Annotated in this window: 8 protein-coding genes and 1 tRNA gene; 8 read left to right on the top strand and 1 reads right to left on the bottom strand. The window is 71.6% G+C overall.

Annotated features, from left to right (window positions below):
* The first annotated feature begins 437 nt into the window (after nt 1-437).
* Nucleotides 438-523 (top strand) — tRNA-Ser (locus VM889_13635).
* Between the two features lies 1 nt (nt 524).
* Here the strand turns inward: VM889_13635 and VM889_13630 are convergent.
* The gene (locus tag VM889_13630) at nt 525-2,273 is read right to left on the bottom strand and encodes a hypothetical protein (protein ID HVL49591.1); all 1,749 of its coding nucleotides are present in this window, start codon (nt 2,271-2,273) and stop codon (nt 525-527) included.
* Between the two features lie 134 nt (nt 2,274-2,407).
* Here VM889_13630 and uvrB point away from each other — a divergent pair, with 134 nt between their 5' ends.
* From uvrB to uvrA, 7 genes are all read left to right on the top strand, one after another.
* Complete coding sequence (gene uvrB / locus VM889_13625) at nt 2,408-4,384, top strand: excinuclease ABC subunit UvrB (protein HVL49590.1); 1,977 nt, start codon at nt 2,408-2,410, stop codon at nt 4,382-4,384.
* A gap of 43 nt (nt 4,385-4,427) precedes the next feature.
* On the top strand, nt 4,428-4,943 hold the full coding sequence (locus VM889_13620; protein ID HVL49589.1) for a lamin tail domain-containing protein: 516 nt from the start codon (nt 4,428-4,430) through the stop codon (nt 4,941-4,943).
* A gap of 38 nt (nt 4,944-4,981) precedes the next feature.
* A complete protein-coding gene (locus VM889_13615) occupies nt 4,982-6,580 on the top strand; it encodes a hypothetical protein (protein HVL49588.1) in 1,599 nt (532 codons plus the stop codon).
* A 38-nt stretch (nt 6,581-6,618) separates the two neighbouring features.
* Nucleotides 6,619-7,614 (top strand): ligase-associated DNA damage response exonuclease, encoded by a 996-nt coding sequence (locus VM889_13610; protein HVL49587.1) that lies wholly within the window; start codon nt 6,619-6,621, stop codon nt 7,612-7,614.
* On the top strand, nt 7,611-9,233 hold the full coding sequence (locus VM889_13605) for an ATP-dependent DNA ligase (GenBank protein HVL49586.1): 1,623 nt from the start codon (nt 7,611-7,613) through the stop codon (nt 9,231-9,233). Before VM889_13610 ends, VM889_13605 begins: the two co-directional genes overlap by 4 nt.
* Before the next feature lie 36 nt (nt 9,234-9,269).
* A complete protein-coding gene (locus VM889_13600) occupies nt 9,270-10,319 on the top strand; it encodes an asparaginase (protein ID HVL49585.1) in 1,050 nt (349 codons plus the stop codon).
* A gap of 86 nt (nt 10,320-10,405) precedes the next feature.
* Nucleotides 10,406-13,288, top strand: a complete 2,883-nt coding sequence (gene uvrA / locus VM889_13595; GenBank protein ID HVL49584.1) for an excinuclease ABC subunit UvrA — start codon at nt 10,406-10,408, stop codon at nt 13,286-13,288.
* The last annotated feature ends 4 nt before the right edge of the window (nt 13,289-13,292 follow it).

The raw sequence follows: 13,292 nt of genomic DNA, 5'->3' as shown, positions 1-13,292 counted from the left end.
CCGGCGCCCGGTCCCGACATCCGGCGCCCGGCGCCGGGCGCCGGGTGTCGGGCGCCGGGCGTCGGGACCGGGCGCCGGGTGTCGGGACCGGGTCCCGGTGCCCGGTCCCGACACCCGGTGCCCGGTCCCGGTGCCCGGTCCCGACACCCGGCGCCCGGTCCCGGCGCCCGGCGCCCGATACCCGACACCCGGTGCCCGACACCCGGCGCCCGGTCCCGGTCCCGGCGCCCGACACCCGGCGCCCGGTACCCGACACCCGGCGCCCGACACCCGGCACCCGGACCCGGTCCCGACACCCGGCGCCCGGTCCCGACGCCCGGCGCCCGACACCCGGCGCCCGGCGCCCGGCGCCCGGTCCCGACATCCGGCGCCCGGCGTCGACGCCGTGATCCACCGGCGAGGTTTTGGGTGGGGAGCGTCTTGGCCGCCTCGCCGCTGCCGAGGTAGCGAAGTCCGGCCCAACGCGCCGGTCTTGAAAACCGGTGGTCATCCGACCTCGGGAGTTCGAATCTCCCCCTCGGCGCTCAAGGACCGAGCGGTTCGACGACGTCGCAGTCCCACACGGCCTCGTCGTGCCGGATCCCGTGGACGGCCTGGGGGAATTGGAGGACGGGCGTGCAGAGCTCGATCGCGAAGTCCCGCGTGCCGAAGGGGAGGAAGAGGTAGTTGTACGCGAAGTAGCGTCCAAGGGTCGTCCCATCGAGGTAGGCGGGGAGGGCGACCGGGTCCGCTCCCGCGAGGACGGGATCCGTGACCGTCCAGCATCCCACGGCATTGAACGCGGTGCAGCCATTCTGGTTGTACACGCTGGGCGTGCCGGTGAGGACGGTGTGGACGGCGGCGCCGGGCGGCCAGGCGGGAAGTGGCCGCGCGATCACCGTGAACCGGTCGAGCGCGGCGCCCCGGTCGTCGACGACGGCGGCGCCGATGAATTCGCCGAGATGATTGTAGTAATCGTCGGGAATGGGTCGGCCTCCGCCGCGGTACGGGTCGTCTCCGGCGCGGCCGACGAAACCGTCCGCGTCGAGGTCGCGATGGAGCCCGGTCCAGATCTCGAACCCGAGCCATCCGGGACCGGCCGCCGGGCGTCCCCCGGCGGAGCGTCCCGTGAGCGGCCCGTTGGGCTCCGCGACCCCGGCGTTCCCTGGGCGGGCGGTCGAGGGGAGGAGATCGATCCACGGCTGGTACCGTTCCGCGTACCCGCCGGCCAGCGCGTTCCCGTCCGCATCGAACAGCCGCCCCTCGTTCGAGGAGCCGCTGCCTTCCGCCCATTCGCGCGGATAAGGCGCGTAGACGAGACCGCCCACGGGGGCGACGCTCGCGAGCGCGGCCAGCGGGAGGGTGGGGCGGCACTGGTCCGGACAATACCCGGTGCTCGGCGACCCGAGCGCATTCACGGGTCCCGCGAGGGTCGCCGCATAGAGCGCCGCGAGGGGCCCGGGCGCGGCGGCGGGGTGGACGTCGAGGTCGACGAGCGAGGTCGCGGTGGGGGTGAACGGGAAGTCCCCTTCGGGCGCGGGGAAGGCGTCCGTGACCGTCGCGACGTGGTAGGTCTGGAGGAGGGAGCCGTCCGTGTGGAGGGTTTGGCCTGACTGCGCGTAGTCGAGCACCTCGCCGCCGCGATAGTAGTAGGCGAATTCGGGCATCCCGTCGGCGGGGCGGTTGACGGAAGCGTAGGAGGGGCGGCTTCCGGGGTCGATGTAGCTCACGATGTTCCCCGCCGTATCGGGCACCCATTCGTTCGCCTCGAGCCAACGGGCGACGCCGCCCGAGGGACCGGCCCTGGCTTCGTACGCGATGTCGATGACGCCGTCCAGGTCCTTGTCGTCCCACCAGCCGTACCAGGCCCTGAAGGCGCCGAGGCCGGGAAGGATGAGGTCCGGCAGGTCGCCGTCGGTGCCCCGGTGGGCGTTCGCGCCATAGTTCGTTTCGCGCACGGCGAAGAGGGCGCTCGAGGGCTGCGGGCTGTCGGGGTTCTCGACCCTCGCGCGGTACCCGTCGACCAGATTGGACGGCGAAGCGAAACCCGTCGTGGCGTAGTAGGCGTCGAGGATCTTCACGCCGGTTTCGACGAAGGCCGTTTCGACCCGCTCGGCGGGGCATCGCCCTCCGCCGCGCGCGAGCGCCTCCGAAACGCAGTTGAACTGCCCGCGCGCGTCGAGCGCGCCGCGGTCGGGCTCCCGCGCTTCGAGCGCCACATGGGCCTGGCTCGCCGCCGCGGTCGGGGTGAGGAAAGCGACGGCCACGAACAAGGCGATCCACCGGGTCTGCACGATCGAGCCTCCGAAAAGGTCAGACGTCAAGCGGCGCTTATCCGCGCTGGTTCGTTGTCGGCCGCCCGGCCGGTCGCGCACATCCGTCGATCCACCGCGAGCCTTTATGTCCGGAAAGGCAGTAGGCCGCTCCCGTGAGCGTCTTCAAGCTGCGTTCCGACTACGCGCCAGCGGGCGACCAGCCGAAGGCCATCGAGACGCTCGTGGAGGGAATGCGGGCGGGCGAACGCGACCTGACGCTTCTCGGCGTGACGGGATCGGGCAAGACGTTCACGATGGCGAACGTCATCCAGGCGCTCGGCCGCCCCACGCTCATCGTCTCGCACAACAAGACGCTCGCGGCGCAGCTCTACGAGGAGATGAAGGCGTTCTTCCCGGAGAACGCGGTCGAGTATTTCGTCTCCTATTACGACTACTACCAGCCCGAGGCGTACGTCCCCTCGAGCGACCTCTACATCGCGAAGGAAGCGGACATCAACGACGAGATCGAGAAGCTGCGGCACGCCGCCACGATGGCGCTCATGACGCGGCGGGACGTGATCATCGTCGCGTCCGTGTCCTGCATCTACGGCCTCGGCGACCCGAACGAGTACCGCGAGCAGCGCCTCGTGCTCGAGGTCAAAGAGACGTGGCCCCGCGACGAGATCCTGCGCAAGCTCGTCGCGATCCAGTACCAGCGCAACGACCAGGCGCCGGAGTGGGGCTCGTTCCGCGTGCGCGGCGACACGATCGAGGTGCGGTCGCCGGACGGCGAGACGGTGGTCCGCATCGAGCTTTTCGGCGACGAGGTCGAGGCGCTCTCGCGCATCCACCCGATCACGGGCGCGGTCGTCGAGCGCCTCCGCTCCGCGGTGATCCAGCCCGGCAAGCACTTCGTGACGCCGCCCGACGAGATGGAGCGCATCACGGGCACGATCCTCGCGGAGCTCGAGGACCGCCTCGCGGAGATGCGCCGGCGCGGGAAGCTCGTGGAGGCGCAGCGTCTCGAGCAGCGCACGAAGTACGACGTCGAGATGCTGCGCGAGGCCGGCTACTGCTCGGGCATCGAGAACTACACGCGCCACTTCACGGGCCGCAAGGTCGGCGAGCCGCCGTACACGCTCCTCGACTATTTCCCGGACGGATTCCTCACGATCCTCGACGAGAGCCACGTCACGGTGCCGCAGATCCGCGGCATGTTCAACGGCGACCGCGCCCGCAAGGAGACGCTCGTCGAGCACGGGTTCCGCCTGCCGTCCGCGCTCGACAACCGGCCGCTGCGGTTCGAGGAGTTCCGCAAGCGCGTGACCGAGATCCTCTACGTGAGCGCGACGCCGGGCCCGTACGAGCTCGAGAAGAGCGCGCGCGTCGCCGAGCAGGTCGTGCGCCCGACGGGTCTTCTCGACCCCGAGGTGCAGGTGCGGCCCTCGTCCGGCCAGGTGGACGACCTCCTCGCGGAGGCGAAGGCGCGCGTCGCGGCCGGCGAGCGCGTGCTCGTGACGACGCTCACGAAGCAGATGGCGGAGGACCTGTCGCAGTACTACGCGGCGCAGGGGCTCAAGGTGCGCTATCTCCACTCCGACATCGACACGCTCGAGCGCATCGACATCCTCGAGGATTTGCGGCGCGGCACGTTCGACCTCCTCGTCGGCGTGAACCTCCTGCGCGAGGGCCTCGACCTTCCCGAGGTGGGCCTCGTCGCGATCCTCGACGCGGACAAGGAGGGTTTCCTGCGCTCCGCGGGCTCCCTCATCCAGACGATCGGGCGCGCCGCGCGCAACGTGAACGGGCGCGTCGTGCTCTACGCGGACAAGGAGACGCCGTCGCTCGCGCACGCGGTCTCCGAGACGCGACGCCGCCGCGCGCTCCAGGAGGCGTACAACCGGGAGCACGGCATCACGCCCGAGACGATCCGCAAGGAAATCCGGCGCATGCGCCCGCGCGCCGAGGAGATCGAGGTCGCGACGATCGATCTCGCGAAGACGAGCGCGAAGGAGCTCGAGGTCGTCCTCGACGAGCTCGAGGGCAAGATGCGCGCCGCCGCCAAGGCGCTCGACTTCGAGGCCGCCGCGCGATACCGGGACCAGATCCGCGCCCTGCGAGAGAAGGCGCAGGCCGCCCATTCGGCGTGAGGTCCGGAGAAGCGTCAAGGCGCGCGCCGCGCTCGTTCGCCCGATGCTCAAGCCGACCCTCCTCGTGGTCACCGCGCTCGTCACGACCGCCGTCGCCCAGGCCGCCGCGCCCCTCGCGCCGAACCACCTCGTCCTGAACGAGGTCGTCGCGAACCCGCTCGGGACGGACCTCGGAAACGAGTGGATCGAGATCTACAATCCGACGCCGTTCGACGTGGACCTTGCCGGGTGGACCGTCACGGACCGCGACACGGGGGCCTCGGGCGGGACCGACGGGCTCTCCGGGATCGTGCCCGCCTTCGGCCACCTCGTCGTGACGCTCAAGGCGCCGCGCCTTGCGAACACGGCGGACGACGTCGCGCTCGTCGCGCCCGACGGGCTCGTCGTCGACGAGATCGCGTGGGGCGGAACCTCGGGCCGCGCCGCCGCGCCCGAAGGCCACGCGCTCGCGCGCTGGCACCTCCTTTCGCCGACCGGGCCCGCCCTCGGGAGCGAGGACGAGTGGCACGTCACCGCGACGCCCACCCCCGGCGCCGCGAACGCCGCCTGGACGCCGTGAAGCGAAGGGCTTTGTCCGGGGAGCACGATCGCGCCGCCATGCGCGCCCTCCCCGGGCTCCTCGCCCTCGCGCTCGCGCTCGCCGGCTGCCTCGGTCCCGCCGCGGACACGCCGAAGGATGACCCGCCCGTGGCCGACGCCACCGACGCGTCGTGGGCCGCGCGCGCCCTCGACGGATCCCACGACCATGCGGACCGTCTCGCGCACCAGAACCTCACGACGCCGAACTTCCGCACGGTCGGCTACGATCCCATGATCAGCGCCGCGTACGGGACGACGGTTCGCGGGAACCTGTGCGGCGACGTCGGCGTCACGCGCGAGGGCCGCGCGCTCGCGGTCGTCGAGTCCCGCGGCGACGTCGCGTTCAGCCTCCTCGACGTCACGGTGCCCGAGGAGCCGAAGTGGCTTGGCGAGTTCATCCTCCGCTCGACGCGCACGTACGACATCGCGGTCGTCCCGGACGGGCGCCACGTCGCGCTCGTGACGAGCGCGACGAAGACGCCCGACCAGCCCCCCGCCGCGGCGCCGCTCGCGCTCCGGGCCGACGCGCCCACCGCGCCCGGATTGTGGTTCCGCTCGGCCTGCGCGCCCGGCTGGCGGGCCGTCGCGGACGCGACGGCCGGGCCCGAGTCGCTTGTCCCGCAGCCCACGAGCCTCCTGCTCATCGACATCGGCGAGGCGACGAACCCCGTCGTCGTCGACCGGCGTCCGCTCGCGGGCTTCGGCCACGGCGTCTCGTCGGCGGACGTGGACGGCAGGCTCCTCGTCGCCGCGACCGCGCTCCTCTGCGCGCCGGGCGTCGGTTGTCCGACGGCCGCGCAGACGTTCCACTTCTACGAGGTCGCGCCGACCGCAACGGGCACGGGGCTCAAGCACGTCTCCACGATGACGCTCCCGCTCCCGAAGGAGCCGTCGACCACCGCGCAGCAGGTCGGCCACAACGACGCGTGGATCGGGAAACACCCCGCGACGAACAAGACGATCGCGTGGGTCGCGGCCTGGGACGACGGCATCCTCACGATCGACCTCTCGGACCTCTCGAATCCGCGCTATCTCGGCCGGTGGACGGACCACGATCCGGCGAAGGGCATGGACGACTCGGGCTCCTGGCACAGCGTGTTCCCGCTCCCGCGACTCATTGACGGCCGCCACTTCAGCGTCGTCGGCCCCGAGATCCTGTCGCGGCCCACGGATACGCCGACGGGCGTCGTGCGCGTGCTCGACACCACGGACCCCGCGAAGATGTTCGAGGTCGGCGCGTGGACGCTTCCGCACGACGTCGTCTGGAAGGAGCGCCTCCAGTGGTCCACCCACTACCTCACGGCCGTGAACACGACGGGTTTCGTGAGCCTCTACCACGGCGGCGTCTGGGCTTTCGACTTCTCCGCCGTGACGAAGGAGGCGTGGACGAACTTCCCGACCGTCGGCGTCTACATCCCTGCCTACGAATCCCCGAAGCCGCCCGCGGTGAAGATGCGCTGGACGCCCACGGTCGAGGAGGTCCATGCGCTTCCCGACGGGACGCTCGTGACGTTCGACGGCAATTCGGGCCTGTACGCGTTCCGTTTCGACCCTTCGGTCCCGGTCGCCTCGCCCGAGGCCTGGGCGCTCGCCCCGGCCAAGGCGCGCACGACGTGACCGCACGATAGAAAAGGGAAGCGACCCGACGACGGCGCGTGAGCGATCTCCTCGCGCCCGACGAGCGCGGCCTCGCCTGCCCGGCGGGCGGCTTCCACGTCGATCCGTGGCGACCCGTCCCGGTCGCCGTCGTCACGCACGCGCACGCGGACCACGCGCGGCCCGGATCCGGCCGTTACTACGCGACGGCCGCCTCGCTGCCGCTCCTCAAGCGTCGCCTCGGCCCCGACGCCGACGTCGTCGGCCTCGAAGCGCACGAGAGCGTGCGCCTCGGCGAGACGCGCGTCTCGCTCCATCCCGCCGGTCACGTCCTCGGGTCCGCTCAGGCGCGCGTCGAGGGTCCGGACGAGACGTGGGTCGTCTCGGGCGACTACAAGCTCGATCCCGATCCCACGTGCGCGCCCTTCGAGGCCGTGCCCTGCGACGTGTTCGTGACGGAATCGACGTTCGCGCTCCCGATCTACCGCTGGGACCCGCCGGAGCGCACGGGTCGGGAGCTCGCGCGATGGTGGGAATCGTGCCGCGACGACGGCCGCCCCGCGCTCCTTTTCGCCTACGCGCTCGGGAAGGCTCAGAGGCTTCTTGCGATGCTCGGCGCGGACCGCGTGTGGACGCACGGGGCCGTCGAGACGATCGTGGAGGCCTACCGCGAGGCCGGGGTCGACCTCCCGCCGACGCGTCGCGTCGCCGACGCGCCGGCCTCCGAACGCTTCGCGGGCGAGCTCGTCCTCGCGCCGCCTTCCGCCCACAGGAGCCCGTGGATGCGTCGTTTCCGCGGCGCCTCGACGGCCTTCGCGAGCGGTTGGATGCGCGTCCGGGGAGCCCGTCGCCGCGTCGGGTACGAGCGCGGCTTCGCCCTCTCGGACCACGCGGATTGGCGCGGATTGCTCGCGGCCGTCCGGGCGACGGGCGCGCGCCGCGTGCTCGCGACGCACGGCTACGCGGACGTGCTCGCGCGCCACCTCGCGCAGACGGGGCTCGAGACGGGCATCGTCGAGACGCGCTACGAGGGCGAGCGGGAGGCCGAAGCGTGAAGCGCTTCGCGGCCCTCTACGACACGCTCGACCGGACGACGAGCGTGAACGCGAAACGGAAGGCCGTCGCGGCCTACGTGCGCGAGGCGCCGCCCGCGGACGCCGCGTGGGGCGTCTGGTTCCTCTCCGGTCGCCGGCTCAAGCGTCTCGTGGACCGGCGGACGCTGAGGCGCGCGGGCCTCGCCGCGTCGGGCCTTCCGCCCTGGCTCTTCGACGCCTGCCACGAGGAGGTCGGAGACCTCGCGGAGACGCTTGCGCTCATCGCGGCGGGAGGAGACGGGAGCGACGACATTCCCCTCTCCCGCTGGGTCGAGGAGCGGCTCGAGCCGCTCGCGAGCGCTTCCGCTGCCGAAGCGCGCCGGCGCCTCGTCGCGTGGTGGGCGGGCCTCGCGCCTCGCGAGGCGTTCGTCCTCAACAAGATCGTCACCGGCTCGTTCCGCGTCGGCGTCAGCGAGACCCTCGTCGTCCGGGCCCTCGCGGACGTCGCGGGCGCGGAGCCCGCGGCGATCGCGCGTCGCATCGCGGGCGAATGGCGGCCCGACGCGGCGTTCATCGCGGGTCTCCTCGCGGGCGAAGGCGCCGCGCAGGACCCCGCGAGCCCGTATCCGTTCTTCCTCGCGCACCCCGCCCCCGACGATCCGTCCGCGCTGGGATCGGTCTCCGACTTCCTCGTCGAATGGAAATGGGACGGCATCCGCGCGCAGGTCATCCGCCGCGCGGGCGCCGTCCACGTGTGGACGCGCGGGGACGTGCTCGCCACCGCGCGCTTTCCGGAGATCGCGACGGCCGCGCGCACGCTCCCCGACGGAACCGTCCTCGACGGCGAGGTGCTCGCCTGGCGCGGAGCGGGACCCCTGCCCTTCGCGCGCCTCGCGCGCCGGACCGGACGCGAGCGCCTCACGCCCGCGGCCCTCGCGGAGGCGCCAGTCGCCTTCGTCGCGTTCGACCTCCTCGAGGACGGGGGGGAGGACCTTCGCCAACACCCGCTCGCGGAGCGTCGTCGTCGGCTCGAGGCGCGCCTCGCGGACGGTCCGCGGGCGCTGCGCGTGTCGCCCGTCCTCGCGGTCGCGGACTGGGACCATGCCGCGATGCTGCGGCGCGGCGCGCGCGATCGAGGCGCGGAAGGCCTGATGCTGAAGCGTTCGACGTCGCCCTACCGCGCGGGTCGTCCGCGCGGCGATTGGTGGAAGTGGAAGGTCGAGCCCCTCACGGTGGACGCGGTCCTCGTGTCGAGCGAGCCCGGATCGGGCCGTCGCGCGGGCCTCTACACGGACCACACGTTCGCGCTCGTCGACGGCCACCGCCTCGTCCCGGTCGCGAAGGCGTACGGCGGCCTGACGGACGCCGAGAACGTGGAGCTCGACCGCTGGATCCGTCGGCACACGAGGGCCCGGCACGGCCCCGTGCGGTCGGTCGAGCCGAAGCTCGTCTTCGAGATCGCGTTCGAAGGCGTGCAGGCGAGCTCGCGCCACGCAAGCGGCGTCGCGGTGCGATTCCCGCGCATCGCGCGGTGGCGACGCGACAAGCGTCCCGAGGACGCGGACCCGCTCGAGCGTCTCGTCGAGCGTCTTCCCGAGGAGCCTGGCCGCCCCGAGACGACGCTCGACCGTTTCCTCTGAGTCAACCTTATTCACCGGGTCCGGTCTCCGGGGCGCGTGGTGGCCGTCGTCGAGGTCCGGCGCGGGGACGCGATCGAGAGCCTGCACCGCGTGCACCTCGCGGTCGCGGACGCGACGGGCCGGGTCGTGGCGGGCGCGGGCGACGCGGGTTTCGTGACGTTCGCCCGGAGCGTTCTCAAGCCTCTCCAGGCGCTGCCGCTCCTGCGCGCTCCCGGCTTCGGGAAGCTCGGCCTCGAGCCGCGGGAGATCGCGGTCGCGATGGCGAGCCACTCGGGCGAAGCCGGACACGTCGAGGCCGTCCGCGCGCTCCTCGCGAAAGGCGGCGTCGAGGAGGAGCGTCTCGCGTGCGGCGCCCACGCGCCGTACCACGCGCCGACGGCCGCGAGGCTCGGCGATGGACGCGCCCTCGCGATCCACAACAATTGCAGCGGGAAGCACGCGGCGATGCTCGTCGCCTGCCGCCTGAACGGGTGGAGCCTCGAGGGCTACCTCGATCCCGCCCATCCGCTCGAGCGCGCGATCGCCGAGGCCGTCGCGCGCTACTCGGGCCTCCGGCTCGACGCCCTTCGATGGGGCGTGGACGGCTGCGGCGCGCCGAACGCCGCGCTTCCCCTGCGGTCGCTTGCGACGGCCCTCGCGAGGCTCGGCCGCGTGGACGCCTGGCGCGACGCGCCCCCGAAAGACGCCGAAGCGCTCGCGCCGCTTTTTGCCGCGTGGGGCGGGTCGCCCTGGCACGTGGCGGGCACGGGACGCTTCGACACCGATCTCATGGAGGCCTCGGAGGGCCGGCTCCTCGCGAAGGCGGGCGGCGAGGGCATCGAGGGCGTCATCGACCTCGAGACCGGCCGCGCCCTCGTCGTAAAGGTGGAGGACGGCGCGTGGCGCGCCGTGCCGCCCGCCGTCGTCGAGGCCTGCCGCCAGCTCGCCTGGCTCGACCCCCGCGCCCTCGAGGTGCTCGGAGAATGGTGGCGCCCCGCCGTCCCGAACCATGCCGGCGCGATCGTGGGGCGTCTCGAACCCCGCCTTTCGGTCGCGGAGCAGGCTCCGGCGCTCGGCGGCCACGGCGACCCGCAGCTCGGACGCTAGCCCGCGCGGCCGCAGGTTCGCCCACCTCCGGCGGAACGCCCAAATAGCATCACGGCGGATGGTCGCCCCCGGGACCGGTTCACGCCATGAAGGATCAGATCGTCATCCGTGGCGCGCGGGAGCACAACCTGAAGAACATCGACGTGACCCTGCCGCGCAACGAGCTTGTCGTCATCACCGGCCTTTCGGGATCCGGCAAGTCCTCCCTCGCGTTCGACACGCTCTACGCGGAAGGCCAGCGGCGCTACGTCGAGTCCCTCTCCGCCTACGCGCGCCAGTTCCTCGGCCAGATGGAGAAGCCCGACGTGGACTCCATCGAGGGCCTTTCGCCCGCCATCTCGATCGACCAGAAGACGACGTCGAAGAACCCGCGCTCGACCGTCGGCACGATCACGGAGATCTACGACTACCTGCGCGTGCTCTTCGCGAACACGGGCATCCCCCACTGCCCCAACGACGGCACGGTCATCGAGAAGCAGACCGCGGAGCAGATCGTCGACCGCCTTCTCGCGCTTCCCGAGGGAACGAAGCTGCAGGTCCTCGCGCCCGTCGTGAAGGACCGCAAGGGGGAGTACAAGAAGCTCATCCTCGACCTCAAGTCGAAGGGCTACCAGCGCCTGCGGGTCGACGGCGCCTTCGGGACCGTCGACGACGACTGGAAGATGGCGCGGTACGAGAAGCACTCGATCGACGTCGTGCTCGACCGCCTCGTCTCGAAAAAGGGAGACGACGCGTTCCGGACGCGCCTCACGGACGCCGTCGAGCAGGCCCTGAAGCTCGGCGAGGGCCAGCTCTCGGTCGTCGCGGACAAGGAGGAGTTGGTCCTCTCCGAGAAGCTCGCCTGCGTGAAGTGCGGCTTCTCGATGCCGGAGATCGCCCCGCGCAACTTCTCCTTCAACGGGCCGCACGGCGCGTGTCCCGACTGCACGGGCCTCGGCTTCAACCTCGAGGTGGACCCCGGCGTCGTCATCGTGGACGCCGGCAAGTCCCTCTCGAACGGCGCCCTCCACGGCACGGTCCTCTCCTCCTCGCCGTGGATCCTCAAGGAGCTCCAATGGGTCGCGAAGCACTACGGCTTCGACCTGCGCACGCCCTGGAAGCTCATGACGGAGCGCCAGCGCAACGCCGTCCTCTACGGCTCGAAGGAGGACATCTCGATGCGCTTCACTTCGAAGACCGGCTCCTTCACGTGGGAAGGAACGGAGCGTTTCGAAGGGATCGTCGCGCGTCTCGAGCGCTATTACAAGGACACCGAGAGCGAGGGCAAGCGCGAGAAGATCCAGGCGCTCATGGCGACGAAGCCCTGCAAGGGATGCAAGGGCTCGCGACTCAAGCGCGAGGTCCTCGGCGTCACGGTGCACGACCGGAGCATCGCGGACCTCTGCGCGGTTCCCGTCGGTCGTCTCGTCGACTGGTTCAACGGCATGGAGTCGCGGCTCACGGACCGCGAGCGGCTCATCAGCCGCGAGGTCGTGAAGGAGATCCGCGCCCGCCTGCGCTTCATGGTGGATGTCGGCCTCGATTACCTCACCCTCGACCGCGCCTCCGCGACGCTCTCGGGCGGGGAGGCGCAGCGGATCCGGCTCGCGACGCAGATCGGGTCCGGCCTCGTCGGCGTCCTCTACATCCTGGACGAGCCCTCGATCGGCCTCCATCAGCGCGACAACCAGCGCCTCATCCGCTCCCTCAAGGGATTGCAGGACCTCGGGAACACGCTCATCGTCGTCGAGCACGACGAGGAGATGATCCGGGCGGCGGACTACGTGCTCGACCTCGGCCCCGGCGCGGGCGAGGCGGGGGGCCACGTCGTCGCGCACGGGACGCCCGCCGAGGTCGAGTCGAATCCGAAGAGCCTCACGGGCGCGTACCTTTCGGGCCGCGAGGCGATCGAGGTCCCGAAGGAGCGCCGCCCCGGCAACGGGAAGGCGCTCGTCGTGCGCGCCCCGAGCGAGAACAACCTCAAGGGCGAGGACGTCGAGCTTCCCCTCGGGCGGTTCGTGTGCGTCACCGGCGTCTCGGGGTCCGGCAAGTCGACGCTCGTGAACGATATCCTCTACAAGGCGCTCGCGCGCCAGTTCTACGGCTCGACGGAGCATCCCGGCGCCCACAAGGGCCTCGAGGGCGTCGACGAGATCGACAAGGTCATCATCATCGACCAGTCGCCGATCGGCCGCACGCCGCGTTCGATCCCCGCCACCTACACGGGCGTGTTCACGCACATCCGCGAGCTGTTCTCCGCGACGCCGGACGCGAAGACGCGCGGCTACGATCCGGGGCGCTTCTCCTTCAACAAGGCGGGGGGCCGCTGCGAGGCGTGCGAGGGCGACGGGATGGTGCAGATCGAGATGCACTTCCTCGCCGACGTCTACGTGCACTGCGACGTCTGCAAGGGCGCCCGGTACAACCGCGAGACGCTCGAGGTGAAGTACAAGGGCAAGACGATCAAGGACGTCCTCGACATGAGCATCGAGGAAGCGCTCGCCTTCTTCGAGAACGTGCCGCACGTCGCGCGATCCCTCCAGACCCTCCACGACGTCGGGCTCGGGTACATGCGCCTCGGCCAGTCCTCGACGACGCTTTCGGGCGGCGAGGCGCAACGCGTGAAGCTCGCGACGGAGCTGCAGAAGCGCGCGACGGGCCGCACCCTCTACATCCTCGACGAGCCCACGACCGGCCTCCACTTCGCGGACATCCGGCGCCTCCTCGAGGTTCTGAACCGTCTCGCGGACACGGGGAACACCGTGCTCGTGATCGAGCACAACCTCGACGTGATCAAATGCGCGGACTGGATCGTCGACCTCGGGCCCGAGGGCGGCGAGAAGGGCGGTCACGTCGTCGCGGCCGGCACGCCGGAGGCGCTCGCCGCGACGCCGGGGTCCTACACGGGCCAGTTCCTGAAGCCGCTCCTCGCGCCGCGCCGCGTCGCGCCCGTCGCGAAGATCCCGAAGACGCGAGCCCGCAAGCGGTAGGTGG

It is taken from the genome of Candidatus Thermoplasmatota archaeon (assembly GCA_035540375.1).
Taxonomy (GTDB): domain Archaea; phylum Thermoplasmatota; class SW-10-69-26; order JACQPN01; family JAJPHT01; genus DATLGO01.
Note: the sequence above shows the minus strand (reverse complement) of the source record. Positions and strands in the feature narration are given on the sequence as shown.

Coding starts and splice junctions, on each gene's coding strand:
- VM889_13620 (HVL49589.1), top strand. CDS start 4,428: ATGCTCAAGCCGACCCTCCTCGTGGTCACCGCGCTCGTCACGACCGCC.
- VM889_13615 (HVL49588.1), top strand. CDS start 4,982: ATGCGCGCCCTCCCCGGGCTCCTCGCCCTCGCGCTCGCGCTCGCCGGC.
- uvrA (HVL49584.1), top strand. CDS start 10,406: ATGAAGGATCAGATCGTCATCCGTGGCGCGCGGGAGCACAACCTGAAG.